Source organism: Ferranicluibacter rubi, from assembly GCF_011603255.1.
Lineage (GTDB): Bacteria > Pseudomonadota > Alphaproteobacteria > Rhizobiales > Rhizobiaceae > Ferranicluibacter > Ferranicluibacter rubi.
Window position 1 is genome coordinate 533,732 of sequence record NZ_JAANCM010000001.1, and the last position, 25,766, is coordinate 559,497.

Below are 25,766 nucleotides of genomic sequence, written 5' to 3' on the forward strand. Positions count from 1 at the left end.
CCATCGCGGATCATAGCTGTGCGGTTGCAAAGCATTTTCACTCCGACGGCATATGGGATAGAACGCGCCTCATGGCAAAGCGAGTCACCGGCCCCGAAATCGAAAAACTCATCCAGCTTCTGGCAAAGGTGCCGGGGCTCGGGCCGCGCTCGGCGCGCAGGGCCGCACTGCACTTGGTCAAGAAGAAGGATCAGCTGCTCGGACCGCTCGCCGATGCGATGGTCGAGGCGCACCGGAAGGTCCGGATCTGCTCCTGCTGCGGCAATGTGGATACGAGCGATCCGTGCAGCGTCTGCACCGACGAGCGGCGCGACCACAGCTGCATCATCGTGGTCGAGGATGTCGCCGACCTCTGGGCGCTGGAGCGCACCGGCGCCATGAACACGGCCTATCATGTGCTCGGCGGCACGCTGTCGCCGCTCGATGGCGTCGGGCCTGACGATCTCAACATCCGCGGACTTGTCGACCGCGTCGTCAAGGGCGAGGTGCGCGAGCTGATCATCGCCGTCAACGCTACCGTCGAGGGCCAGACGACAGCGCACTACATCACCGACCAGCTTGACGGGCTGGACGTTCGCATCACCCGGCTTGCCCATGGCGTTCCCGTCGGGGGCGAGCTCGATTATCTCGACGACGGTACACTGACCGCGGCTTTGCGGGCGAGAACGGTTATCTGACATGACATTCCTAAAGCATCTCCGCCGTGCGGCACTCGCCGCCCTCCTCTGCGCTTCCACTGCCATTCCCGCGCTCGCCGCCTCCAAGACCGAAACCGAAGCCCAGTTCCGCCGCTGGCTGCAGACCGATCTCTGGCCGCAGGCGCAGAAGGGCGGCATTTCCAAAGGCGCATTCGACAAGGCCTTCGCGGATGTAAAGCTCGATTGGGACCTGCCGGACCTCGTGCCGCCGGGCTCCAAGCCGCAGGGCGAGCAGAAGCAGAGCCAGGCGGAGTTCGCCTCTCCCGGCGCTTACTTCTCGGAAAAACGCCTGCAAGGGCTCGCCGCGACCGGCCGCAGCCTTGCCTCGACGCATGCCGCCACGCTGCGGCGGATCGAGAAGACCTATGGCGTGCCCGGGCCGATCGTGCTGGCGATCTGGGGCCGCGAATCAGGCTTCGGCCGGGCGAAGATCCCGCATCCGGTGCTGGATGTGCTGGCGACGAAAGCCTTCATGTCGACCCGCGGCGAGCTCTTCACCCGCGAGCTGATCTCCGCCCTGCACATCCTTGAAAGCGGCGACGTTGATGAAGCCGACATGCGCGGCTCCTGGGCGGGCGCCATGGGCCAGCCGCAGTTCCTACCCTCGAGCTTCCTCTCCTATGCCGTTGATTTCGACGGCGACGGGCGGCGCGATATCTGGAATTCCGTGCCGGACGTGCTCGGCTCCATCGCGCATTACCTTTCGGAAAAAGGCTGGCAGCGCGGGCGCGACTGGGGCTTCGAGGTGTCGATCCCGCAGAACGTTTCCTGCGCGCAGGAAGGGCCGGACCTTGCAAAGCCCCTCGGTCAGTGGGCCGCGACCGGCATCACCCGTATCTCCGGCCAGGCATTTCCCCGTAGCGAGGCGAAGGCCAGCGGCATGATGCTGGTGCCGGCCGGGCGCCATGGGCCGGAATTCCTGGTGACGCCGAATTTCTACGTGATCAAGGAATACAACAATTCCGACCTCTACGCCCTCTTCATCGGCAATCTCGCCGACCGGATCGGCGCGAATGGCGGGTCCTTCCAAGGCAGTTGGGGCGATGTCGGCAAGATGCTGCGCTCGGACGTGCTGACCATGCAGAAGCGGCTGGAAGCACAGGGCTACGACATCGGCAAGGCCGACGGTCTCGCCGGTTACAAGACCCGGCGCTCCCTCGGGCAGTGGCAGGAGAAGAACGGCCTTGCGGCGACGTGTTTTCCGGATGCGGGGCTGAAAGCAAAACTGCGGTAAATCACAAGCTCAGTGGCCGATATCGACCTGCCGTTTGAACTGCTCGTATTCGTGCGGCAGGATGGTCTGGCGCTCGATCATCCGGTGCACATAGGGCGCGTTTTCGCCGCGATGGAGCGCGCGGAGCTGCTCGTGGATTGCCGCGTCGTCCTGGGTACGCCGCTGGTTGTGGCGAACATATTCGACCCATGTCGGCACATGATAGGTCTCCGTCCAGATCTCCGGCCGCTCCAGATCGCGCATCAGCGTCCACTGGCCGGCACCGTCGCGAATACGAACGCGACGACGCTCGGTCATGATCGAAAGGAACGCCTCGACGTCGGCTGGATCGATCTCGTAGTCGATCATCACGACGATCGGCCCGCTTCTCGGCTTCAGGTCGAGCTTCAGCATCGGCTCGGTGAAACTGCCGAGAGGATCGAGGTTGAGCGCCTTGAACTCCGGCAAAGCGAAGCGCAGGCCGACGGCCGCCCCGACCAGCATGACGACGGCCGAGGCGACGAGGGCCGTCGAGGGACCGTATTCTTCCGCGGCCACACCCCAGACCCAGCTGCCGAGCGCCATGCCGCCGAAGGTGGTGGTCTGGTAGAGCGACAGCGCCCGGGCAACCACCCATCGCGGCGTGGAAAGCTGCACCGTTGTGTTGAACAGAGACAGGGCCAGCACCCAGCCGGCACCTGACATGAGCATCGCCAAGCCCGTTATGATCTCCGACCGGCTGAGCGCAGCCATGACCGCGGACAGGGCAAAGCCGAGGAAGGCGATGCGCACGACCGCTTCGCCGGCCAGACGCTCGCGCAGCCGGGCGCTGAGCAGCGCGCCGCCGATCGCACCGATGCCGAAGGCGCCGAGCAGGACACCATAGGTCAGGGGCCCGCCCGCCACTAGATCGCGCGCGACCAGCGGCAGAAGGGCAAGGATGGCGCTGGCGGAGAGGCCGAAGAGAAAGCCGCGCAGCATGACCTTGAGGATGTTCGGCGACATCGCGACATAGCGCAGGCCCGCCCCGACCGCACGCGCCAGCGGCTCGCGTGGCAGCGCGTTCAGCGCCGGCGTCCGTTTCCAGCGCAGCAATGCGGTGATGAGCGCGAAATAGGTGAGCGTGTTCACCGCGAAAGCCGCAGCCGCACCCGCCGCCGCGACGATGACGCCGCCGATGGCCGGGCCGACGCTGCGCGTCATGTTGAAGCCCATGCTGTTCAGCGACACGGCGCCCGGCAGATCCTCGCGTGGAACCATGTCGCCGACGGAGGCCTGCCAGGCCGGGTTGTTCAGCGCCGTTCCGCAGCCGATGAGAAAGGTGAACATCAGGAGCAGCCAGGGCGTGATCAGCCCGAACCAGGCGAACGCCGTCAGCAGCGCGGACACGGTGAGCATGAAGAACTGCGCGACCAGCATGATCCGCCGCCGGTCGAAACTGTCGGCCAGCGCGCCGGAGATCAGCGAAAACAGCATGATGGGCAACGTCACCGATGCCTGCACCAGAGCGACCATGTTCACCGAGGTCGAGATCGAGGTCATCATCCACGCCGCACCGACGGACTGGATGAGGCCACCGAAATTGGAGGCAAGGCTTGCGATCCAGATGATGCGGAAGGTATCGTGTCTGAAGGGTGCCAAAGGCGATGATCGATCTGGCACGGCAGTCTCCTTCTTCACGCACACGGCCCTCGCGCACCAAACGGCGGAATGACCGCAACGCAGGAAAGGCATCGTCAGGCTGTCTGAGGTCCTCGAGTGCAATGTAGCCCGGTGGTCCCGCGTGGCAACCCGCCGCGACAGGCGAAATTCGCCGTGGAGTACCCATCGGCGCGACGCTTGCAATTGCGGCCGATGCGGCGTATATGACGCTCAAATTCTTGATCGGTTGATGAAGAGTGGGCCCGCAAGGACCCGCTCTTTTTTATTACCATCATGACAGAACATGCATGACGGGAGACATCGCTTGTCCGACATCGACACGGCAGACATCCAGCAGGAACCGCGCCTGATCACCGAGACCGGGATCGATCGCCGCGTTGCCGACATTATCGAACCCGTGCTGATGCCCATGGGCTACCAGCTGGTGCGCGTGCGGCTTTCGGCCCAGAACGGTGCGACGCTGCAGATCATGGCCGAGCGGACCGACGGCACGATGACGGTCGAAGACTGCGAAGCGGTTTCCTCTGCGATCTCGCCGGTTCTCGACGTGGACGATCCGATCGGCAAGGCGTATCATCTCGAAGTGTCTTCGCCGGGTATCGACCGGCCGATGGTGCGCAAGGGCGATTTCGTCCGCTGGATCGGCCATCTCGTCAAGTTCGAGACCTCGGTCCTCGTGGAAAACCGCAAGCGATTCCGCGGCGTCATCCTCGGTGCGGATGCGGACGGATTCACCATCGAGCGCGACCAGGCGGGTCCGGACGAAGCGCCGACGGTGGTCGTGCCTTTCTCGGCGCTTGCCGAAGCCAAGCTGATCCTGACGGACGAGCTGATCCGCGACGCGCTGACGGCCGACAAGAAGGCCAAGGCCGCACGCGAGGCGGCAAACGAGAATTTCGAAGAGCTCGAAGGCAACGACGAGACCCCTTCGCAGGAATGACACGCGCCCGGCCGGCGCTTCTCCTCTGGAGCGTGGCCTGAGAGGCACCACCCGGACTATTCGACCTACGGAGACCTACCCCATGGCAGTCAGTGCTAACCGGCTCGAACTTCTGCAGATCGCGGATGCCGTCGCGCGCGAAAAGGTGATCGACCGCGAAATCGTGCTGGCCGCCATGGCCGACGCGATCCAGAAAGCGGCGCGCTCGCGCTACGGCTCGGAAAGCAACATCCGCGCCGACATCAATTCCAAGACCGGCGAGATTCGCCTGCAGCGTCTCCTGGAAGTGGTCGAGGTTGCTGAAGACTACGGCACGCAGATCCCGCTGGAACTGGCGCGCGACCGCAACCCGGACGCCAAGCTCGGCGACTTCATCGCCGATCCGCTGCCGCCGATGGATTTCGGCCGTATCGCCGCACAGTCCGCCAAGCAGGTCATCGTCCAGAAGGTTCGCGAAGCCGAGCGTGACCGCCAGTTCGACGAATACAAGGATCGCATCGGCGAGATCGTCAACGGCACGGTCAAGCGTGTCGAATACGGCAACGTCATCGTGGATCTCGGCCGCGGCGAAGGCATCATCCGCCGTGACGAGATGATCCCGCGGGAAAACATGCGCTACGGCGACCGCGTCCGCTCCTACGTCTACGACGTGCGCCGCGAACAGCGCGGTCCGCAGATCTTCCTGTCGCGTACGCATCCGCAGTTCATGGTCAAGCTCTTCACCATGGAAGTGCCCGAAATCTACGACGGCATCATCCAGATCCGCTCGGTTGCCCGTGATCCGGGTTCGCGCGCCAAGATCGCCGTCATCTCCAACGATTCGTCGATCGATCCGGTCGGCGCTTGCGTCGGTATGCGCGGTTCGCGCGTCCAGGCCGTCGTCGGCGAGCTTCAGGGCGAGAAGATCGACATCATTCCGTGGAGCCAGGACCCGGCATCCTTCATCGTCAACGCCCTGCAGCCGGCCGAAGTGTCCAAGGTCGTTCTCGATGAAGACGCAGAGCGCATCGAAGTCGTCGTGCCTGACGAGCAGCTGTCGCTCGCCATCGGCCGTCGCGGCCAGAACGTCCGTCTCGCATCGCAGCTGACCGGCTGGGACATCGACATCATGACGGAAGCCGAAGAGTCCGAGCGCCGCCAGAAGGAATTCAACGAGCGTACGAACCTCTTCATGGAATCGCTCGACGTGGACGAAATGGTCGGCCAGGTCCTGGCGTCCGAAGGCTTCGCACAGGTCGAGGAACTCGCCTATGCCGAGCTCGACGAGATCGCCTCGATCGAAGGCTTCGACGAGGAGACCGCCAGCGAGATCCAGACCCGCGCCCGCGAATATCTCGACAAGCTCGAAGCCGAGATGGACGAGAAGCGCAAGGCGCTCGGCGTCGGTGACGAGCTGCGCACGATCAACGGCATGACCGGTCAGATGCTCGTGGCACTCGGCCAGGACGGCATCAAGACGATGGAAGACTTCGCAGGCTGCGCCGCCGACGACCTCGTCGGCTGGTCGGAGCGCAAGGACGGCGAGACCAAGCGTTTCGAAGGCCTGTTCTCCAAGCTGGAAGTTTCGCGTACGGAAGCGGAAACCATGATCCTTCAAGCACGCCTGGCTGCGGGCTGGATTACGGAAGAAGACCTTGCACGCGAGACCGAGGCACTCCAAATAGTGGAAGAGAGTGAGGAGGACGAGGCGGAAGCCGCGTCCTGATCCCTCATGAATTCCGTGACCAACCAGCCAGACATGGCACCGGACGATGTAAACGTCCCCGCAGAGGATGACGACTTGCCGCTCAACGGGCGCATGTGCATCGTCACCCGCGCAAGCGGTCCGGCCGATGACGGCCTGATCCGCTTCGTCGCGGGGCCGGACGGCCGGGTGGTTGCAGACCTGAAACGCCAGCTGCCGGGACGCGGCTGCTGGGTCACCGCCGAACGGGCGGTTCTGGAAACGGCGATCAAGCGCAAGCTTTTTGCGCGGGCGCTGAAGACGGCGGAGGCCAAGCCCGGCCCCGAGCTTCTGGACGAGGTCGACAGGCTTCTGGTCCAGCAACTGATCGGCATGATGAACATGGCGCGCAAGGCCGCGCAGTTCATCACCGGGGCTTCGAAGGTGGAACAGGCGGTTCGCGGAATGGCGGCCATCGCCACGTTCCACGCTTCGACGGCCGCACCCGACGGTGTGCGGAAAATAGACCAGGCGCGCAAGGCCATGAGCTTTGTCGCCGATGACGGCGAGCAGATACCAACCTTCCGCTTCTTCACCGGAGAGGAATTGGATACGCTGCTCGGAAGTAATTCTTTTATCCATGCCGCAGCGCTTGCAGGGCAGGCGGGTGAGGGTGTAGTGAAGCGCGCAAACATGCTGGAAAGATACCGGGGCGAAATGTCCCCCCGTGCCTTCGGCGACGCTTCCCAGCCGACATTATGACGCGGGACACCGGCCACGGCCGTGACGACCGCAATACGGTAAGACGACAATCGAACGACGGGGTCTGGTGATACGCATCCGGCTTCGATCTTAGGAACGGAACGGAATGACCGATAACAACGACGACAAGACCCTGAGCGGAGCCGGCAAGAAGACTCTGACGCTGCGCCCCTCCGGCGTGAGCCAGGGCACAGTCCGCCAGGACATGGGCCGCGGCCGCACGAAGGCTGTCGTGGTCGAAACCCGCAAACGCCGCCCCACTCGGCCCGAAGACGAGAAGCCGGTCGCTCCGATCGCCTCGGTTGCGGCTCCCGTGCGTGCGCCGCAGCCGCGCCCGCCAGAAACACGCCCCATGCAGCAGACCACGGTTCGCCCGCAGCCCCAGGCTCCGCGGCCCGATCCGGCACGTCCGCGCACAGGCGTCGTCCTGAACCAGCTGTCGGCCGGTGAAATCGATGCGCGCCGCCGCGCCCTCGCCGAAGCCCAGATCCGCGATGCCGAGGAAGCCAAGGCACGCGTCATCGCTGAAGAGAAGCGAAAGATCGAAGAAGCCGAGCGCCTGAAGCGCGAAGCCGAAGAAGCCGCCCGCCGCGAGGCGGAAGAGGCTGCCCGTCCTGCCGCAGAGCGCGAAGCCGAGAAGGTCGCGCTTGCCGCTGCCGCCGAGGCCGAAAAGGTTGCTGCTGCCGCAGCCGCTGCTGCTCCCCCCGTCGTCGAGCGCCCCGCCCCCGTCATCACGACGGATGCGAATGGCGTGCGCACGCGCCGCACCAATGAAGCCGAGGACACGCGCCCTGCCCGTCCCGGCGCCGTGCCGGTTCGCGGCAAGCCGGTTCGCCCCGAGCCTGCCAAGGCTCCGGCGCGTCCGAAGACCGAAGAAGAACGCCGCAAGGGCAAGCTGACGCTGACAGCAGCGCTCGACGACGACGGCAATGCCCGTGGCCGCTCGCTCGCCGCCATGCGTCGCCGGCAGGAGAAGTTCCGCCGCAGCCAGATGCAGGAAACGCGCGAAAAGGTCATGCGCGAAGTCGTTCTGCCGGAAACCATCACCATTCAGGAACTGTCGCAGCGCATGTCCGAACGTGCCGTCGACGTCATCAAGTACCTGATGAAGGACGGCCAGATGATGAAGCCCGGCGACGTCATCGACGCCGACCTGGCCGAGATCATCGCTGCCGAATTCGGCCACACGGTCAAGCGCGTATCGGAATCCGACGTTGAAGAAGGCATCTTCAACCAGGCCGACGATGCTGGTGAGATGGTGTCGCGTCCTCCGGTCGTGACCATCATGGGCCACGTCGACCACGGCAAGACCTCGCTGCTCGACGCCATCCGCCAGACGAGCGTCGTCTCGGGCGAAGCCGGCGGCATCACGCAGCACATCGGTGCCTATCAGGTCGAGAAGAACGGCCAGAAGATCACCTTCATCGACACGCCCGGCCACGCCGCCTTTACGGCCATGCGTGCCCGTGGTGCGCAGGCCACCGACATCGCGATCCTCGTGGTTGCGGCCGACGACAGCGTCATGCCGCAGACGATCGAGTCGATCAGCCACGCAAAGGCTGCCAACGTTCCGATCATCGTTGCGATCAACAAGATCGACAAGCACGAAGCCAACCCGGAGAAGGTGCGCCAGCAGCTTCTGCAGCACGAAGTGTTCGTGGAATCGCTCGGCGGTGAAGTTCTCGACGTCGAAGTGTCGGCCAAGAACAAGCTCAACCTCGACAAGCTGCTTGAGGCGATCCTGCTGCAGGCCGAAATCCTCGACCTCAAGGCCGATCCGAGCCGGACGGCCGAAGGTATCGTCATCGAAGCCCAGCTCGACCGCGGTCGTGGCTCGGTTGCGACCGTCCTCGTCCAGAAGGGCACGCTGAAGCCTGGCCAGATCATCGTTGCCGGCGACCAGTGGGGCCGCGTGCGCGCGCTCGTCACCGACAAGGGCGACCATGTCAAGGAAGCTGGCCCGGCGACCCCTGTCGAAGTCCTCGGCCTGTCGGGAACACCCGCTGCCGGCGATCGCTTCGCCGTCGTCGAGAACGAAGGACGCGCCCGCGAGATCTCCGAGTATCGCCAGCGCCTGACGCGCGACAAGGCGGTTGCCCGCCAGTCCGGCCAGCGCGGTTCGCTCGAACAGATGATGAGCAAGCTGCAGAACACCGGGTTCAAGGAGTTCCCGCTGGTCATCAAGGGCGACGTGCAGGGTTCGGTCGAAGCCATCATCGGTGCGCTCGATCGTCTCGGCACCGACGAGGTTCGTGCCCGCATCGTTCATTCGGGGGCCGGTGCGATCACCGAGTCCGATATCGCGCTGGCGGAATCGTCGGATGCGGCGATCATCGGCTTCAACGTTCGTGCCAACGTCCAGGCACGCCAGGCGTCCGAGCGTTCGGGCATCGAGATCCGCTACTACAACATCATCTACGACTTGGTGGATGACGTGAAGGCAGCGATGTCGGGCCTGCTCTCGCCGGAGCGTCGCGAGACCTTCCTCGGCAACGCCGAAATCCTGGAAGTGTTCAACATCACCAAGACCGGCAAGGTCGCGGGTTGCCGCGTGGTCGAAGGCAAGGTCGAGCGTGGTGCGGGCGTCCGCCTGCTGCGCGACAACGTCGTCATCCACGAAGGCAAGCTCAAGACCCTCAAGCGCTTCAAGGACGAAGTCTCCGAAGTGCCGGTCGGTCAGGAATGCGGTATGGCCTTCGAGAACTACGAAGACATCCGTTCCGGCGACACGATCGAGTGCTTCCGCGTGGAGCACATCACCCGCACGCTGTAAGGCGACGGTGGATCAAAGGTTTGAAAATGGCGGCTTCGGCCGCCATTTTTGTGTCTGGTCGACTCAGATCTGGCGACCTAGCTTCGCATCCACCGACTGCGCATTCGAGCCGCGCACGGCGAAGTAGAGGAAGATCGCTGCCCACAGGATCGACTTCTCGGCGCCGGCCAGCCCCTCGGCCTTGACGATGCCGTGGAAGTAGACGGTGACCAGAAGCACGATCATCGAGGCAAAGGCCGCAGGCCGCGTGAACAGGCCGATGGCAACGAGAATGCCGCCGAAGAACTCGGTGGCGGCCAGCAGCGGCGACCAGAAGACGCCGGGATAGAAGCCCAAACCCTCGACCATGCCGACGGCACCGAAGGGGTTGGTGATCTTGCCGAAGCCGTGGGTGACGAGAAGAACGCCTGCAACGACGCGCAGGACGGTTTCCGCCGTCGTATCGAACGGGCGATAGAGGCGCTGGAGGGCCGGGAAGATCGGCCGCGGGCGGCCGGTAACGATATCGGTCATGAGGAATGACTCCTGGGTTCGGGGCAAAAGCGTTGCCCTCCCCGTCTTCCCGCAGTTGCCCGCCATCGCAAGACGATCCGTCAAAAAACATGAGGCTTTTCGTTAACATTTACGTGAAAGCTCCCATGAGAAACGAAACCGGCGGCCCGCGAACCGTTTCGGTGTCGTCGAGAATGCAGTAAGCCTCATCCGCAACCGTCACGCCGAAGGAGCAGGGCCATGAGCCAGGAAAAACCCCGTGTCAGCATTCTCTATTGCACGCAGTGCAACTGGCTTCTGCGCTCCGGCTGGATGGCGCAGGAGTTGCTGCAGACCTTCCCGGACGCTCTTGGCGAAGTCGCGCTAATCCCGGGAACGGGCGGCAATTTCGAGATCCGCGTCGATGAGACGCTGATCTGGGAGCGCAAGCGCGATGGCGGCTTTCCCGGCCCGAAGGAGCTGAAGCAGCGGGTTCGGGACATCATCGCGCCCGAGCGCGATCTCGGACATACGGATCGGCCCGCCTCTTGAGCCTTGCAGCCCTCGCTGGCGTCTTTGCCGCCGCTTTCCTGTCCGCCACGCTTCTCTTCGGCCTGTCCGAAGCGGCTGTCATCGCAGCCCTTCAGGATCCCGCCCTGCCCCGCGGTCTCGTTTTCTTTCTGGCAACCGCCGGCAACGTCCTCGGTGCTGTCGTCAACTTCGTCCTCGGGCGCTTTTTCCTGCGGTTCGAAGGACGGCGCTGGTTTCCGGTCTCGGAGAAAGGTCGTGCGCGGGCAGAGGCGATCTTCCAGCGCTACGGCCAGCCGGTGCTGCTGCTCTCATGGGTGCCCGTCATCGGCGACCCGCTGACGCTGGCAGCCGGGCTGTTGCGCATGCCGTGGCTGCCGTTTCTCGTCTATGTCACCATCGGCAAGGCTGCGCGTTATGCCGTGCTGGTCTGGGTATTCGGATGAGGTGTCTCTAACCGCATCTCCATTTCTCCGCCGCGCAATGCTCCCATGCCTATGATGCGTCATAGGTTTGCGATATTCCTGCCTCCAGTAACGCATCGAAGACACGATAAGCCGCAGGAGAGACGCGACATGAGCCTGAAATTCGGAACCAGCGGGCTTCGTGGCCTGTCCGTCGATCTCGAAGGTCCGGCTGCCGCGCTCTATGCCACGGCCTTTGCGCACTATCTTCTTTCCACCGGCCAGGCAAAGCCCGGCGATACCGTCCTCATCGCCCGGGATTTCCGTGCGTCCAGCCCGGCGATCTCCGCTATCGCCGCAGGTGCCCTTCTGCGGGCCGGCTTGAGCGTTCTCGACTGTGGCACGGTGCCGACGCCGGCCCTCGCGCTGCATGCGCTGGCCACCCGGTCCGCGGCCCTGATGGTCACCGGCTCGCATATCCCCGCCGACCGCAACGGCATCAAATTCTACCGCCCGGACGGCGAGATCGCCAAGGCGGACGAGCAGGCGATCACGCAAGCCGCAGAAGCGCTGCGGGCCAGCGAGACCGCGATCGATGCGACACCAGCCGAGGTGCCGACCATCGAGGCGACGGTGCGCGATCTGTTCGTCGCCCGGAATGTGCGCCTTCTGCCCGAGCGCGCGCTCTCCGGCCTCAGGGTCGGCGTCTACCAGCACTCCACGGTCGCGCGCGATCTCTTCGTCGATGTTCTCACGCATTACGGTGCCGACGTCGTGCCGCTCGGGCGCTCGGAAACCTTTATTCCGGTGGATACCGAAGCGGTTTCCCCGGAGACGATTACGGCGCTGCGCGGCTGGGCCAGCGAACATCGCCTCGACGCGATCGTGTCTGCCGATGGCGACGGCGACCGGCCGCTCGTCAGCAACGAAGCCGGCGAACCGATCCGGGGGGATCTTCTTGGCCTGATCGCCGCTGAGTTCCTCGGCGCTACCATCACCGTGACACCGGTGACGTCGAATTCCGGGCTGGAGCGCCGCGGTACGACGGACATCCTGCGGACCCGCGTCGGCTCCCCCTTCGTCATCGCCGGCATGCAGGACGCGGCGAAGGCCGGACACGACCGTGTGGTCGGCTTCGAGGCCAATGGCGGAACGCTGACGGGGAGTGCCGTGACGGTGAATGGCACAATACTAGCCGCCCTTCCGACCCGCGACTGCTTCCTGCCTGTGCTGGCCGTCCTCCAACAGGCCGCTCAGCGCCGCCAGCCGCTCTCCGTCATCGTGAACAGTTATAACCTCCCGATCGCCCTCAGCGACCGTCTGGAGCGGTTTCCGGTGGAAACGAGCCAGGCCTTGATGGAGCACCTTCGGAGCAGCCCCGCAGCACTTGCTGCCTTCGTGGAGCCGCTCGGCGTACCTACGTCCGTCAGCGATATCGACGGCCTTAGGATAACGCTTGCCGATGATAGCATCGTCCACCTTCGTCCCTCCGGCAACGCGCCGGAAATGCGCTGCTACGTCGAAGCGGAGACGGAAGAGAAAGCTATCGCCCTGCTGACAGCCGGCCTTGCCCGCATTCGCGCCTGGGCCGAACAGGCCACCACCGGACAGGCGACAGACCCCAACAAAGCGGCAGAATGAAAAGATAACGAATACAAAGCCTTGCACAAGGTGTCGTGAAATCTTCAAAATCACTGTTGACACCAGACGCCCGGCCTTTTACATCCCCGCTCGTCGCCCAGATGGCGGAATTGGTAGACGCGCCAGCTTCAGGTGCTGGTACCCGAAAGGGTGTGGAGGTTCGAGTCCTCTTCTGGGCACCAAATTCCCAAAGACTACCCATAAAGCCCTGCTCATGCAGGGCTTTTGGCGTTATGGGACACTGTAGGCCGTAGTGCGGCCTTGAGCGATCGACGTGCTGTGCGCGCATCGAGGTCATCCGGGGACGTCGGCCTGAGAGAACGCCTCCGGTCTGCATCGAAAGTCTGCAAAGCGTCGTCGAAACGCCGCCTCCGAACTGCCCGTCACAAAACTCTTACTTTTCATCGTGCAGAAGTCACGCTTCTCAGGAGGCGAGATTTCGCATCTTCTTGAACATGTTTCCATGATTCGCGGCGCGTCCGTTTTGCACCCCGGAGGGAACGCGTCGAGCTTTATGATCAAGCGAAGGGGGTGTCGTGATGGGGAAGAACGATAACGTTGAAAACTGGGCCGTGCTGCGGGCGCAGCAGATCCTGATGCGGGAAGGCATGGACCTTGCCGTGTCGGCACGCGATGCGAATACGGGGGCGGTTCGCGCGAAAGGCAAGCTTCTGGCCATGGCGATCGCCGCATCGCTGATGGAGGCGTCCGCCGCCTCCGTGCGGGCGGAAGCGGCCTCCTAAAGCGCGGCGCGATCTTTCAGATTCGCTTGGCACGCTTTACGTTTTTGTTTTTCTGCATGTCGTTATCGCAAAATCGCTGCGCACTTTTGCGCGACATGCACGAGATTTAGCGATGTCGAGACCGACATGATGCAGCTACAGTCCGCCCTCCTGCAGAGGAAGGGAGCCTTCATGTCGTTTCTATCGGATATGGCGCTCGAGCAAACGGAGATCGATGTCGTCTATCGGGCGCTCGATCTTTGGTGTCAGGAAATCGGCGCGCCCATCGACAGTGCGGACGGCCGCGATGTCGCGACCGTGCTGCTCGCTCTCTACAAGACAGGCCATACGAGCGAGACGGCGCTGCTGGTGGCGATGCGCAGGATCAATCCCGAGGGACCGATCGCGGCATCTCCTTAAAGCATGTCGGGCTCCCGAAGCCGCGGTACAGTTTCAGGCGACATGCTTTAGTTATTGGTGACGGGCTTGGAGCGCATGCGCGACACGGTCTCGCGTTCCGCGCGCTTGCAGCGCATGGGCGGCAGTCCGCGATCCATCAGGTCCATATCCTCCAGCACCATGTCGCCCATCTTCTTGAACGCGCTGTCGAGGGCCCCTGCCCGGTGCGCGGACCGCAGGAAGCCGGGCAAGGTCCGGACCTTGTGGTCGAGCGGCAGCGGTTCTTCCGGGAAGACGTCGCTGGCGGCGACGATGTGGCCCGTCTCGACGGCGGCCATCAGATCGTCGAAATCCACCACATTGGCGCGGCTCAGCAGAATGAAGGCGGCGCCCTTCTTCATCTTCGCAAAGGCCTGCGCATCGAGGAAATTCTGGTTCTCGCTGGTCACGGCCGCCACGACGAAGATGAAATCGCTCTCGGACAGCACGGTGTCGAGATCCGCCGGAACGACGCCGTTGTCTTTCAGGATCGAAGCGGGCAACCAGGGGTCGAACACGCGCGTGACCGTCCGGAAGCCGGTGAGAACGCGGTTCAGTGCCTTGCCGAGATCGCCGAAGCCGATGATGCCGACGTTGGAGCCACTGAGAAGCCTTGCCGTCCGGTTGCCGTCTCCACCCCAGAGCTCACGCCCCTGGCGGAAATCGAGATCGGCATCGACAAGCCCGCGCGCGATCCCGAGTGCCATGGCGAGGCCCATTTCCGCGACCGGCTCGGCAAACACCTGCCCGGTGGTGACGACATGGATGCCGCGCTCGAACAGCACCTCATAGGGCATGTTGTTGATCAGGTTGCTTTCCACGTTGAGGATGGAGCGCAGTTCCGGCATGCGTGCAAGCGTCGCGGAATCGAGCGGCGGCTGGCCGAGCACGAAGCGCGCCGTCCCCAGAATATCTCCATCGAGACTTGCGACCGTATCGGCCTCTACCTCCACGACCCGGTATCGGTCGTGCAAGACGCCGAGGGCTTCCGGCGTGAAAATGAGATCGAGCGTTCGCGGCTCGGGCGCGCTGATCACCAGCGGCTTTTCGTTTTCGGACATTCGCATTCCTCCCGCATCCATCCAGCCATATCCCACAGAGCGAGACATGGCCCTCTGCTCCAATCTCTCGCGATTGAAGACGGTCTTCAGTACCAGACGGAACGCGTGCAGGACATCCGGAGGTTACGTCAATAATTGAAGCCGCGAAGCTGCCGATAGTTCGATGGCGGCAGGCGGGGAGAGACGAATTCGGGGCCGCCATCGCGGCTGCAGACATTGACCGTGTGGTAGCGCGGCCCACGATTGGGCAGGATATTGCCCTGTGCGCGGTCGATGAGGGCCTGTTCGCAGCGCAGATTGCTGGTCGTGCCGATCGGATCCAGCGGCACGACGCCGGGCAGGCTGTCGAACGTCGCCACCGGCTGTTGCGGTTGTGCAGCAACCGGCATCGTCATCGCGCCTAGCGCCGCGAAGATGCCGACAAGGACGATCGACCGGTTCCGCATGCTCGTTCGTCCCATGGCTCACGCCCCACTTTCGCCCATCATCTGGCCTTTGAGCGATCGCTATCGCATCGAAGCCGGTTCCGCGTTATACCGCCTGCGCTTTCCACCGGTCGAGGGCAACACTGTCGTGACAGCCCTGACCGTCGATATGGGCGGCAGCTTGCCCATCGGGCAGGATGATGATGTGGGGAATTTCATGCCGAATACAATACGGTTTCACGAAGGTGATATCGCCGCCGAAGACGCTGCCCGCTACAATGGCGCGATCGCGGTCGATACCGAGACGCTCGGCCTTGTGCCGCGTCGCGATCGGCTCTGCCTCGTGCAGCTTTCGCCGGGCGATGGGACGGCCGATATCGTGCAGATCGCGGCGGGGCAGACGTCGGCGCCCAATCTCGTGAGAATGCTCGCCGATCCGGCGCGGCAGAAGATCTTCCATTACGGCCGTTTCGATATCGCCGTGCTCTTCCACACCTTCGGCGTCACCACGACGCCGGTGTTCTGCACGAAGATCGCCTCGCGCCTCGCCCGCACCTATACGGATCGCCACGGTCTGAAAGACAATTTGAAGGAGATGCTGGAGATCGACATCTCCAAGCAGCAGCAGTCGTCCGATTGGGCCGCACCGACCCTGACACAGGCACAGCTGGACTACGCCGCCTCTGACGTGCTGCACCTGCATGCGCTGCGCGACACGCTGAACCAGCGCCTGATACGCGATGGGCGGATCGAGCACGCGGAAGCGTGCTTCGCCTTCCTGCCCACCCGTGCGAAGCTCGATCTGCTCGGCTGGAACGACACGGACATCTTCGCGCACAGCTGAGCGGGTGCCGTCACGTCTGCGGTGGCTTGCCCACCGCCTGGCGCGGCGATGGCTTGATGTCACCGTGCCTGTGCACGGACCTCCTCGAACGACCAGTCCTTCAACAGGCGGCCGTCCTGCCAAACGGGCCGCAGATGATTTTCGCGGCCGGCCAGCGCGTCGAACCGCACGGCCTCGAGGCCCGCCATGCCGGAAATAACGGCCTGGCGACCGGCCTTCGAGGCCTTGACGTTCATCGTGGCCGGGCGCTTCCACACATCGTGCCAGCGGCCGCTCGTGTCCTGTCGCGCATTGGCCTTCATGGCGAAGGCATAGGTATCGCGGTTGACCTTCTGGAGGAGGCCGCCGCCCATGGCGAAGGTCATGTTTTCCGCCGAGTAGCCGAAGGCCTCCAGCCGGTTCAGGATCTGGTTCATGTCGGCAAGCGTGATGCCGTCGCCCTGGATCACCCGGACGCAACGGTCGAGAACCTTGAACCCCTTGCGGTTCTGGGTGGCACCGAAGCGGTAGTCGAGTTGCTGCACCACCTGCACCGGCGTTTCGATCGGGTCGCCGCTGTCGGGGCGGATATAGACGGTGGCGCCAGCGGCCTTGACCGCGTCGCGCAGCTGCTTGCCCCAGATGAAGGAAACCGCCTGATTAATGTCGTAGCTGTCGGACACCACGGCGAAGGCGCCGGAGGGTGCGAAGCGCGAGACCATGTTGGCATAGGCATCCGCCTCGCGGTCGCCGCCCCAGGCGGTCATGGTCGAGTGCTCGGAGGCGGGCATGGAGCGCCCGGCCATGGCTGCGCCATAGCATCGACGTGCCGTGAGGACGCCGGACAGCGTGTCGGTGCCCGTGAAGTGGACGAGATGGGCGGCACCACCGATGCCGGCCTGCTCGAAAGCGCCGACGCCACGGGCGCCGTAATCGAGCAGGCGCGATGGCAGCAGCAGCTCGGGTTCGTCGGCCGTGCGCTCCAGCGCGTCGCGCAGCGCGAGCTTCACCTTGCGGACATTGCTGGCCACCGAGGAGGGATACCAGACGGCGCGCAAGAGGGCCGTCTCGATATGCGATGTCAGCCACCAGCAGGCAGGGTCCGTGTTGACGACCTGAACCAGCGGCACGCCCCGGCGCGTCAGGGTGCCCTCCGGCAGCGCCTCGATCCTCAGCGGCAGGTAGCCGCCATGCGCGTTGACGATATGCGTCCAGCCGGCGCGGTCGAACGGCAGGCCGTGCGCCTGCGCCACCTCCTCGGCCTCGGCAACGTCGCTCATGGTCACCGGGTGGCTCAGCACATCCTTCAGGAAGATCTGGAGACCGAAGAACACCACGTCGATGAGATCGCTGCCGCCGCGCGTTTCGATATAGGAGGAAATCGCGGCTGTTTCCGGCGGATATTGCAGGAAATGGCTGAGCTTGTAGCTGTCGGTGTTGAGGATGAGATTTGCCCAGTTCATATCGTTCGGCCTTCCGTCCATCGCGCGGCATGTGATCCGCAGTCCGGTAACGATATCGTAACCATGTTGCGCTAATCTGGAGACATTCATGCCAAGCCGGCTCTTTTCCCGGCACGTGCTGCCTCCAGGTGTATCCTGTCGGGCATGCGCATGACGCGCCCATCGACATCATGACGCCGGCATTTCTGCCGCACCTGAACCCGCCGGCCGGCAGGGCACACCCGTTCCCTGCGTCGCTTTTCAGCAACTGCACCCGGCCCTGGCCGGATTATGGACGGAGACTGCCATGCAGACATCGGCCGCCATTTCCCGGAGTGCCGCCGCAGCGTTGACCGATGGCGGTACGGCAAAGGACCGGCACGCGCTGCCGTCTGCTGTAACGAAGCGGTTCGATGCCATCCTCCACGTCATCGAGATCGTGCTGCGCGACATGGCGAATGCCGATCCGGCAACCCGCGTTGCGCTGGCGCGCCTGACCGAAGCCCTGGCCCGGATCGTCGATTTTCCGCCGCAGCCACAGGAAAGCCTGCGCGACTTCACACGCCGGCTGGCCGCCCATATGGACGTTCTGCCGCCCACTGCCCGTGCGCTGCTCGAGAAGCAGCTCGACCAGCAGCCGCTGCTCGCAGCCCTGAAGATGCTGGTGGAAACGTTGCGGCCGGCACTGACGCTCGATCTGCGGATCGACCTGCCGCTGACGCGCGACGGTCTCTGGCATCCCGATCCCGTCTCCGCCCTCTTCCCGGACGACGATGACCAGCCTGTCTTTCGCCAGCCGACCATCCAGGCGCCGCTTCCCACCCGCATGGCCTTCTCGCAGGCGCCCGGCGTGGCACCCGGTGCACCGCATCTGCAGCAGGCACTGGGGCAGGCCTTCTCTCCCGAGACGACAGCGCGGGCGCCGCATGCCCCCTTGTCCAACGCCATCCCGCAGACAGCAGACGAACCCGTGCCGCCATTGCGGGAGGTCGCAGCCTTCCTCGCCTCCGACGCCCATGCGCTCGCGCAGGCCGTCGCCATCGCCAGGGGACATGCCGTCGATGTCCTGCTCGACCGCAGCACGGATCACCCCCCGACCGAAGTCGATCCGTCCGGTGCGGATATGGCTGCGCCCGACGTCGAGACGGGTGATACCGGATCGCCACCGAAGATCGGGGATGACGAGACGCCCAACGCGCGCCTGACCGCCGTCTCAATGCCGGAAGAAATGCCTGAACTGCCGGAAACTCTCGTACCCGAGCGCCGTTCTGTGTCACCTGACATCGCAGCCGCTTTGGACACGCAGCCAGCAACGGAAGACCAGCCACCCCGCGCGGGGCCTGCGGCTTCATCGCCCGCCACGTCCCCGACAAGCGATACGATCTCCGAGGCAGAAGCATCCGTTCTCGCAAGGCATGGCATCGCCAATGTCGGCAGCCAGACGCCGACAGGGGCTGAAGCGGCAACCGCCCTCCTGCAACCGGATGAAGCCGGCACGGGCGAGCACATGGCGCCCCTTTCGCTGCGTCCGATATCCCAAACCGATCCGCTAACCAAGGGCTCCGTGGCGGTGCCGGCCATAGCGACGAGCGGAACAGACGAAGCGCGCCCCGCGGCACAGCCCACCACGCCGTCCGCCCCGCAGGCGTTTTCCGGACCCCAACAAACGCCCCGCAACACAACGCGGATGCTGATGGATCAGACGGCCGCTGCTTCTTCGCCACCCTCAGCGCAAGAGGGTGAACCTGCACCGAAGACGGTGCCGGCTCTCGCCACGACGGCAAACCGCCTTGCCCCGCAACAGGCAGAAGGCCAGCCGCGTCCCTCAGGACTTCGTCCCATCGAGGAGACGATCACCTTTCGGGGGCGCACGATCGTATCCGACATGCCTGCTGCACGCTCGCAACAGGAGGCTGGATCGCCTGCCACGTCGCCATCGGCCGGAGATATTCCGGACCGTTCCGCCGTGCCGGAGCATAACGGGCAACGGGCGCGACGACTCGGTGCCTCCCTCGATGAGGATCGCAGCGTAAATGCGCATCGTTCGACCGAGTCCGATGCCCGAGGGCTCGATCGTCTCCTGCCCAAAGTCGAAATCGCCCTGATGACGACCGGTGTCCGCGAGGTCGCGAATACGATCGGGCAACTCGATGAATGGGAGACGCTGTTCTACATGCTGTCCGGCAGCCTCAGCGAGACCTCAGAGGCGCCCGCACCGCAAGAGCCCCACGTCTCTCCAGAGAAACAGGACGAGGCCACCGTTCCCCGTCCGTCCGCACACCACGGCGTCACATCCGACCTGCTGACGGGCATCGACGAGGATCGCGCCACGCAGGCGCCTGCTCCTCAGCACCCGGGCGAGGATGCCCTTCCCGTGCCGCTTCTGCCGCGCGGAATGGAGGCCGTCATCGCTCGTGAAACGATCGGCTATCCCTTCGTGCCCTACCTCCCTGTTGCCGATGCCGGCAGCGTACAGGTCGAGGACGAAGAGCCTCGTCGCGAGCGCCGGGAGAACGAGGCGGGCTTTGCCGGGGGTGAGGATGGCGAGAGTGGCTCATCCTCAGAGCATGACGAAGCGCCTGCTACCGAACCGCCCGTGGAAGACGACGGCGAGCGTCACGACGCCTACGATCTCTACCAGCGCCTTTCGGACCTTCCCTGAACGCCTCGGGACCACCCTGACCGCCGACGTCACGTCCGTTCCGGCACCGACCTCATGCAAAAGGCCCGCGGCGATGTCTCGCCGCGGGCCTTTCTGTTTCAAACCATGTTCGACAGACTGTCGAACCCGGCAACGATTACTCGTTGCCGCCGCGGTTCTTGAGGGCTGCACCCAGGATATCGCCGAGCGACGCGCCGCTGTCGGACGAACCGAACTGTGCGACGGCTTCCTTCTCTTCGGCGATTTCCAGCGCCTTGATCGAAAGCATGACCTTGCGGTCCTTCTTGGAGAAGTTCGTGACACGGGCGTCTACGGTCTGGCCGACCGAGAAACGCTCAGGACGCTGCTCGTCACGGTCGCGCGACAGGTCGGCACGACGGATGAACGAGGTGATGTCCTCGTGGTTGACGAGACGAACTTCGAGGCCACCGTCGTTGACGGCAATGACTTCGCACGAAACGACGGCATTCTTGCGCAGTTCGCCGGACGTGGCGGCTTCGCCGACCGCATCCTTGCCGAGCTGCTTGATGCCAAGCGAGATGCGCTCCTTGTCGACGTCCACATCGAGAACGACGGCCTTGACCATGTCGCCCTTGTTGTATTCCTCGATGACCTGCTCGCCCGGACGGTTCCAGTCGAGATCCGACAGGTGCACCATGCCATCGACGTCGCCGTCGAGGCCGATGAACAGGCCGAATTCGGTCTTGTTCTTGACTTCGCCTTCAACTTCCGTGCCAGCCGGATGGCTGTGCGCGAATGCCTGCCACGGATTCTCGAGCGTCTGCTTGAGGCCGAGCGAGATGCGGCGCTTGGTCGGGTCGACTTCGAGAACGACAACGTCGACTTCCTGCGTCGTGGACAGGATCTTGCCGGGGTGTACGTTCTTCTTGGTCCAGGACATTTCCGAGATGTGGATCAGGCCTTCGATGCCCGGCTCCAGCTCGACGAATGCACCGTAGTCGGTGATGTTGGTGACGGTACCGGAGATCTTCTTGCCGACCGGGTACTTCGCACCGATGCCATCCCAAGGATCCGACTCGAGCTGCTTCATGCCGAGCGAGATGCGGTGGGTTTCCTGGTTGATGCGGATGATCTGAACCTTGACCTGCTGGCCGATGTTCAGGATTTCCGACGGATGGTTGACGCGGCGCCATGCCATGTCGGTCACGTGCAGCAGACCATCGATGCCGCCGAGGTCGACGAACGCACCGTAATCAGTGATGTTCTTGACGACGCCGTCAACGACCTGGCCTTCTTCGAGGTTCTGAACGATTTCAGAACGCTGCTCGGCACGGGACTCTTCCAGAACCGTACGACGCGAAACCACGATGTTGCCGCGACGCTTGTCCATCTTGAGGATTTCGAAGGGCTGCGGGTTGTGCATCAGAGGGGTGACGTCGCGGATCGGGCGGATATCGACCTGGCTGCGCGGCAGGAAGGCAACGGCACCATCCAGATCGACGGTGAAACCGCCCTTGACCTGGTTGAAGATGACGCCTTCGACGCGTTCGCCGGCTTCGAACTTCACTTCCAGGCGCATCCAGCTTTCTTCGCGGCGAGCCTTCTCGCGCGACAGAACGGCTTCGCCCAGAGCGTTTTCGATGCGCTCGACATAGACTTCGACTTCATCGCCGACCTTCAGCGTGCCGTCCTTGGCCTTCGCGCCGAATTCCTTCAGAGCGACGCGGCCTTCGACCTTGAGACCGACGTCGACGATAGCGACGTCCTTCTCGATGGCCGTGATCACACCCTTTGTGACGTAGCCTTCGGCCAGATCCTGCTGGGCGAAGGATTCCTGCAGCAACGCTGCGAAATCGTCGCGGGTGGGTTGTGCTTCAGACATGAATACTCCTGGTCGTGCCGCAAGGCACGGGCGCCGGGGGTTTGCGTTGATCATATCCGATGACCCTCCGCTCCCGATTGCCCCATAGGGCATCGTATCGGGAACAATTCCGGCGCGGGGACGGTCGGTTCGGACTGCTAGTGCGCTAACGCGGCGTCGATCACTGACTTCGCCGCTGAAAACGCCGCCTCTATACCCATTTCCGAGGTATCGATCAAGTGCGCGTCTTCGGCGGGGCGCAAGGGGCTGTCGGCGCGGCCCATGTCGCGCTCGTCGCGCTTGATGATATCGGCGAGCACGGCAAGATAATCGGCGGGCACACCGTGTCCCGTCATCTCGTCGAAACGACGCCGCGCGCGCACTTCGGGCGAGGCCGTGACGAACAGCTTGACCTGCGCCTGCGGGCAGACGACCGTTCCGATATCGCGCCCGTCGAGCACCGTACCGGGGATACGTCCGGAAAATGCCTTCTGCGCCTCGACCAGCGCGCGGCGGACAGCCGGCATGACCGCGATCTTCGACGCGGCTTCGCCGATTTCGTGGGCTGCAAGGACAGAACGGTCGAGCCCAGCCAGATCGACCTTGAACGCCATGGCCTCCGCAACCGCCTCGTCATCGAGCGGCAGGGCGGCATCGAGCAGCGCCTTGGCGGTCGCGCGGTAGGTCAGTCCGGTATCCAGATGGTGAAACCCATAGGTTTCGGCGATCCGGCGCGAAAGCGTGCCCTTGCCCGCCGCAGCCGGTCCATCGATGGCAATAATGAATGTCATGTTTCACCTGAAATGTGGGGTCTCACCTGAAAATGAATATGGTCGTCGTGACGCGCTGCGCGGCATCCCTGAAACCGGACGATCTCGTTCTCCACGCCGAGCGTCCTGGCAAGATGGGGCTCGATGAAGATCTTTTCCACACCGAGATCCTGCCCACGCGTCGAAAGCCAGGAAACGGCGGCAGCGGTTCGGGCCTCGTCGAGCGGCAGACGCATGAACATCGGCTGCAGCACATCGAGATCCCAGCGAAAGCTCAACAGGTCGTGCCGCCCGGCGCAGGGAAGCACGTCGCCGGGCTGCGGCTGTTCGAACGCGAAATAGCCGAGCGGCGAGCGCGTGACGCCGTTCAGCGGCTCGCCGTCGGGTGCCCTATAGTAGAAGGCCACATCGAGCTTTCTGCCGTCATTGTGCGAGAGATGCGGAAGAAGCGGGAAGCCGCTGAGAAACGGAAAGTTCGCATCGAGTGCCAGCGTGACAGTGCCGGGATAGGTCGTCTCCATGTGGCGCGCGAGGGCGAGCGCAGCGGTTTTCATGGCGGGCGTCACGTAGTTGCGATTGAGCGCGCAGAAGAGCGGCGACCGGACCGCCAGCGGCATATCCGCCTGCCCGCAGGACAGCGGCACCCGTCCGAAGACCGGCGCGACAGACTGTGTGAGGACTGTCGCCCCGGCATAGACGACAAGAAACACAGAGAAGGTCGCCACGCCCTTGCGCCACCCGGCAAGACGCGCCAGCCCCAGCGAGACGAGATAGGCAAGGCCTCCGATCTGCGTCAGGGCGGTGAGAACAAGAACCAGGAGGAAGCGCCAGAGGAAGATCATCGTGATTCCGTCGTTATGATATCTTGCTTCGCCCGGCGGGCAGTCCGCCGTCCGGCAACGCCTTACAACCCCTTCCCGCGCATGGAAACCGTTGCCATTCACGTTTTGGCTTTGACAGTTTCCGCCCTTACGATTAAGGGGACCGGCTAATTCATCTTAGGTTTACCGCCGGCATTCCGGCTGACGCCGGTTCGTCCGGCCGTTCAAGAGGCATCGACAGTGGCAAAAGCGGAACTCGGAACCAAGCGCATCGACCCGGAAACGGGACGCAAGTTCTATGACCTGAACAAGGACCCGATCGTGTCTCCGTACACCGGCAAGTCCTATCCGCTCTCCTTCTTCGAGGAGACATCCGTCGCCAAGGTCATGGAAAAGGCTGCAGCCGAGGAAGAGGACGTCGCCGAAGTCGACACCGAGAACCCGGAGGTCGAACTCGTCTCCCTGGAAGAGGCCGACGAGGGCGCGAACGGCGACGACATCCCGGATCTGGGCGATGACGAAGTCGAGATCGACAATGACGACGACGACACCTTCCTCGAGGAAGACGAAGACGACGACAATGACGGCCTGTCCGACCTGATCGGCGTCAACGACGACGACGACGAAGTCTGATCGTTTCCATCATCGAACGTTTCAAGGCCTGCCTTTCCCCGCGAGAGGCAGGCCTTTCTTTTGGCCTACGGCAGAGCTTTTTCGTCGGGATTTCAACAAAATATCGATGCCACCAATTTTATGGCTTGCCATCTCCGGGAAGCGGAAGTAATAAGCCGCACCTGCCCGGCACGAAGCGCCGGCGGTACCCGGAACCGGCCTTGCCGGACCCTTTATGGGGCTATAGCTCAGCTGGGAGAGCGCTTGCATGGCATGCAAGAGGTCAGCGGTTCGATCCCGCTTAGCTCCACCAAATCTCTTTCGATACGAATTCCTCTCACTCTCCAGCGTTTCACCGCGCTCTTACAGCGATAGCTCGATCCAGACTGGCGCGTGATCGCTGGTCTTGTCCCATCCCCTGACGTGACGGTCGACGCCGCAGGCGGTGAGGTGGGGTGCGAGATCGGGGCTGAGGAGGCAGTGGTCGATGCGCAGGCCGGCATTGCGGGCGAAGGCGTTGCGGAGATATTTCCAGAAGGTGAAGATCTGCTCGTCGGGGTGCAGCGCGCGGACGGCGTCTGTCCAGCCGGTTTCGACGAGGTCGCGATAGGCCTTGCGGACCTCGGGACGGAAAAGTGCGTCGTCCTGCCAGCGGGCGGGATTGTAGACGTCGAGATCTGTGGGCATGACGTTGAAGTCGCCGATAAGTGCGGCCGGCATGCCGAACTCCAGAAGCGTTTCGCCGTAGCGCGTCAGAGATTTAAACCAGTCCAGCTTTCGGGTGAATTTCGGTCCGGGATACGGATTGCCGTTCGGTGCGTAGAGGCAACCGACGATCACACCGCCGGCGATGGCTTCGATGTAGCGGCTTTCGTCGTCAGTGGTTCGATCGGGAAGGCCGCGTCGCGTAAGAATAGGTACGGCATCTCGCTCAAGAATGGCGACGCCGTTCCACGCCTTCTGGCCATGCCAGACGGCACCGTAGCCCGCTTTTTCCAGAGCCTGCTTGGGAAACCTGGCCTGGGGGGCTTTCAGTTCCTGCAGACAGACGATGTCCGGGCGGCTCTCCTTCAGCCAGCGCAGAAGGATGTCGAGCCGACCGTTGATACCATTAACGTTGTAGGTCGCAATCCGCATGTGCCGTCCCGCTCTCGAGCCGTGCGGCCTGACCATGAGAAGGCAGGCCATCTGGTCCGAAGCGTCAGCCGCCGTGCCGGTCGCCCTTGTCACCCTCTCCGGGCTTCGCCGTCGTCTTCGCATCATGGCGTGCGTCGGCCGATAGCGAGCGGCTGACATCGACGCTCTCCTTGAAACGGCCTTCCTCGTCGCGGCGGACATAGCGCTTGTCCGTACCCGTATCGATCAATTCCCGCTTGGACATGGCCTTCTCCTTTGGCGAACGATACCGGGGTA

At 63.7% G+C, this 25,766-nt stretch carries 24 protein-coding genes and 2 tRNA genes; 16 read left to right on the forward strand and 10 right to left on the reverse strand.

The features are described 5' to 3' along the window. The first annotated feature begins 71 nt into the window (after positions 1-71). Together recR and G8E10_RS02520 are read left to right on the forward strand one after the other, a co-directional pair. Positions 72-677 carry a recombination mediator RecR gene (gene recR, locus G8E10_RS02515; protein WP_110727410.1) on the forward strand — a complete coding sequence of 202 codons (606 nt, stop codon included), beginning with the start codon at positions 72-74 and terminating at the stop codon, positions 675-677. Between the two features lies 1 nt (position 678). After that, positions 679-1,932: a lytic murein transglycosylase gene (locus G8E10_RS02520; protein ID WP_167126550.1), complete on the forward strand. Its 1,254-nt coding sequence runs from the start codon at positions 679-681 to the stop codon at positions 1,930-1,932. A 9-nt stretch (positions 1,933-1,941) separates the two neighbouring features. Here G8E10_RS02520 and G8E10_RS02525 read toward each other — a convergent pair whose 3' ends face one another. Further along, positions 1,942-3,573: an MFS transporter gene (locus G8E10_RS02525; protein ID WP_167126553.1), complete on the reverse strand. Its 1,632-nt coding sequence runs from the start codon at positions 3,571-3,573 to the stop codon at positions 1,942-1,944. Between the two features lie 304 nt (positions 3,574-3,877). On the opposite strand from G8E10_RS02525, the gene rimP reads away from it, so the two are divergent. The 4 genes from rimP to infB all read left to right on the forward strand — a co-directional run bounded on the left by rimP (position 3,878) and on the right by infB (position 9,711). After that, the gene (gene rimP / locus G8E10_RS02530) at positions 3,878-4,513 is read left to right on the forward strand and encodes a ribosome maturation factor RimP (protein ID WP_281517371.1); all 636 of its coding nucleotides are present in this window, start codon (positions 3,878-3,880) and stop codon (positions 4,511-4,513) included. 82 nt (positions 4,514-4,595) lie between these two features. Next, positions 4,596-6,218, forward strand: coding sequence for a transcription termination factor NusA (nusA, locus tag G8E10_RS02535; RefSeq protein WP_132711732.1), 1,623 nt, complete (start codon positions 4,596-4,598; stop codon positions 6,216-6,218). Positions 6,219-6,224: 6 nt separating this feature from the next. Continuing rightward, complete coding sequence (locus tag G8E10_RS02540) at positions 6,225-6,938, forward strand: RNA-binding protein (protein ID WP_132445751.1); 714 nt, start codon at positions 6,225-6,227, stop codon at positions 6,936-6,938. A 106-nt stretch (positions 6,939-7,044) separates the two neighbouring features. After that, positions 7,045-9,711 (forward strand): translation initiation factor IF-2, encoded by a 2,667-nt coding sequence (gene infB / locus G8E10_RS02545; RefSeq protein ID WP_110800355.1) that lies wholly within the window; start codon positions 7,045-7,047, stop codon positions 9,709-9,711. Positions 9,712-9,774: 63 nt separating this feature from the next. Here infB and G8E10_RS02550 read toward each other — a convergent pair whose 3' ends face one another. After that, a complete protein-coding gene (locus G8E10_RS02550; protein WP_110800356.1) occupies positions 9,775-10,224 on the reverse strand; it encodes a DoxX family protein in 450 nt (149 codons plus the stop codon). A gap of 219 nt (positions 10,225-10,443) precedes the next feature. Here G8E10_RS02550 and G8E10_RS02555 point away from each other — a divergent pair, with 219 nt between their 5' ends. The 6 genes from G8E10_RS02555 to G8E10_RS02580 all read left to right on the forward strand — a co-directional run bounded on the left by G8E10_RS02555 (position 10,444) and on the right by G8E10_RS02580 (position 13,897). Further along, positions 10,444-10,734, forward strand: coding sequence for an Rdx family protein (locus G8E10_RS02555; protein ID WP_110727426.1), 291 nt, complete (start codon positions 10,444-10,446; stop codon positions 10,732-10,734). 62 nt (positions 10,735-10,796) lie between these two features. Next, positions 10,797-11,156 (forward strand): YqaA family protein, encoded by a 360-nt coding sequence (locus G8E10_RS02560; RefSeq protein ID WP_425530813.1) that lies wholly within the window; start codon positions 10,797-10,799, stop codon positions 11,154-11,156. 129 nt (positions 11,157-11,285) lie between these two features. Next, positions 11,286-12,755: a phosphomannomutase gene (locus G8E10_RS02565; protein WP_167126559.1), complete on the forward strand. Its 1,470-nt coding sequence runs from the start codon at positions 11,286-11,288 to the stop codon at positions 12,753-12,755. Between the two features lie 95 nt (positions 12,756-12,850). After that, positions 12,851-12,937, forward strand: a tRNA-Leu gene (locus G8E10_RS02570). Positions 12,938-13,294: 357 nt separating this feature from the next. After that, positions 13,295-13,498, forward strand: a complete 204-nt coding sequence (locus tag G8E10_RS02575; RefSeq protein WP_110800359.1) for a hypothetical protein — start codon at positions 13,295-13,297, stop codon at positions 13,496-13,498. Positions 13,499-13,669: 171 nt separating this feature from the next. Then, positions 13,670-13,897, forward strand: a complete 228-nt coding sequence (locus G8E10_RS02580) for a hypothetical protein (protein ID WP_167126562.1) — start codon at positions 13,670-13,672, stop codon at positions 13,895-13,897. A 47-nt stretch (positions 13,898-13,944) separates the two neighbouring features. Here G8E10_RS02580 and G8E10_RS02585 read toward each other — a convergent pair whose 3' ends face one another. Together G8E10_RS02585 and G8E10_RS02590 are read right to left on the reverse strand one after the other, a co-directional pair. Beyond that, a complete protein-coding gene (locus G8E10_RS02585) occupies positions 13,945-14,976 on the reverse strand; it encodes a hydroxyacid dehydrogenase (RefSeq protein ID WP_167126565.1) in 1,032 nt (343 codons plus the stop codon). A 128-nt stretch (positions 14,977-15,104) separates the two neighbouring features. Beyond that, the gene (locus tag G8E10_RS02590; RefSeq protein ID WP_167126568.1) at positions 15,105-15,437 is read right to left on the reverse strand and encodes a hypothetical protein; all 333 of its coding nucleotides are present in this window, start codon (positions 15,435-15,437) and stop codon (positions 15,105-15,107) included. A 181-nt stretch (positions 15,438-15,618) separates the two neighbouring features. On the opposite strand from G8E10_RS02590, the gene G8E10_RS02595 reads away from it, so the two are divergent. Next, entirely contained in the window at positions 15,619-16,245 is a 627-nt protein-coding gene (locus G8E10_RS02595) for a ribonuclease D (protein WP_167127121.1), read from the forward strand. A 59-nt stretch (positions 16,246-16,304) separates the two neighbouring features. Here the strand turns inward: G8E10_RS02595 and G8E10_RS02600 are convergent, their stop codons facing one another. Continuing rightward, positions 16,305-17,687 carry a nicotinate phosphoribosyltransferase gene (locus G8E10_RS02600; RefSeq protein WP_167126571.1) on the reverse strand — a complete coding sequence of 461 codons (1,383 nt, stop codon included), beginning with the start codon at positions 17,685-17,687 and terminating at the stop codon, positions 16,305-16,307. 286 nt (positions 17,688-17,973) lie between these two features. Between G8E10_RS02600 and G8E10_RS02605 the strand changes: the two genes are divergently transcribed. Further along, positions 17,974-20,328 carry a hypothetical protein gene (locus G8E10_RS02605; protein WP_167126574.1) on the forward strand — a complete coding sequence of 785 codons (2,355 nt, stop codon included), beginning with the start codon at positions 17,974-17,976 and terminating at the stop codon, positions 20,326-20,328. A 136-nt stretch (positions 20,329-20,464) separates the two neighbouring features. Here G8E10_RS02605 and rpsA read toward each other — a convergent pair whose 3' ends face one another. The 3 genes from rpsA to G8E10_RS02620 all read right to left on the reverse strand — a co-directional run bounded on the left by rpsA (position 20,465) and on the right by G8E10_RS02620 (position 23,762). Next, positions 20,465-22,171: a 30S ribosomal protein S1 gene (gene rpsA / locus G8E10_RS02610; RefSeq protein WP_092931583.1), complete on the reverse strand. Its 1,707-nt coding sequence runs from the start codon at positions 22,169-22,171 to the stop codon at positions 20,465-20,467. A gap of 137 nt (positions 22,172-22,308) precedes the next feature. Then, positions 22,309-22,941: a (d)CMP kinase gene (gene cmk, locus G8E10_RS02615; protein ID WP_110733120.1), complete on the reverse strand. Its 633-nt coding sequence runs from the start codon at positions 22,939-22,941 to the stop codon at positions 22,309-22,311. Continuing rightward, the gene (locus G8E10_RS02620; protein WP_167126577.1) at positions 22,938-23,762 is read right to left on the reverse strand and encodes a hypothetical protein; all 825 of its coding nucleotides are present in this window, start codon (positions 23,760-23,762) and stop codon (positions 22,938-22,940) included. The genes cmk and G8E10_RS02620 overlap by 4 nt, the downstream gene beginning before the upstream one ends. A gap of 219 nt (positions 23,763-23,981) precedes the next feature. On the opposite strand from G8E10_RS02620, the gene G8E10_RS02625 reads away from it, so the two are divergent. Continuing rightward, positions 23,982-24,374 (forward strand): TIGR02300 family protein, encoded by a 393-nt coding sequence (locus G8E10_RS02625; RefSeq protein WP_092931577.1) that lies wholly within the window; start codon positions 23,982-23,984, stop codon positions 24,372-24,374. A gap of 216 nt (positions 24,375-24,590) precedes the next feature. Beyond that, positions 24,591-24,666 (forward strand) — tRNA-Ala (locus G8E10_RS02630). 50 nt (positions 24,667-24,716) lie between these two features. Here G8E10_RS02630 and xth read toward each other — a convergent pair. Together xth and G8E10_RS02640 are read right to left on the reverse strand one after the other, a co-directional pair. After that, complete coding sequence (gene xth, locus G8E10_RS02635; protein WP_167126580.1) at positions 24,717-25,490, reverse strand: exodeoxyribonuclease III; 774 nt, start codon at positions 25,488-25,490, stop codon at positions 24,717-24,719. A gap of 64 nt (positions 25,491-25,554) precedes the next feature. Further along, a complete protein-coding gene (locus G8E10_RS02640; RefSeq protein ID WP_132711754.1) occupies positions 25,555-25,734 on the reverse strand; it encodes a hypothetical protein in 180 nt (59 codons plus the stop codon). Positions 25,735-25,766: the final 32 nt, after the last annotated feature.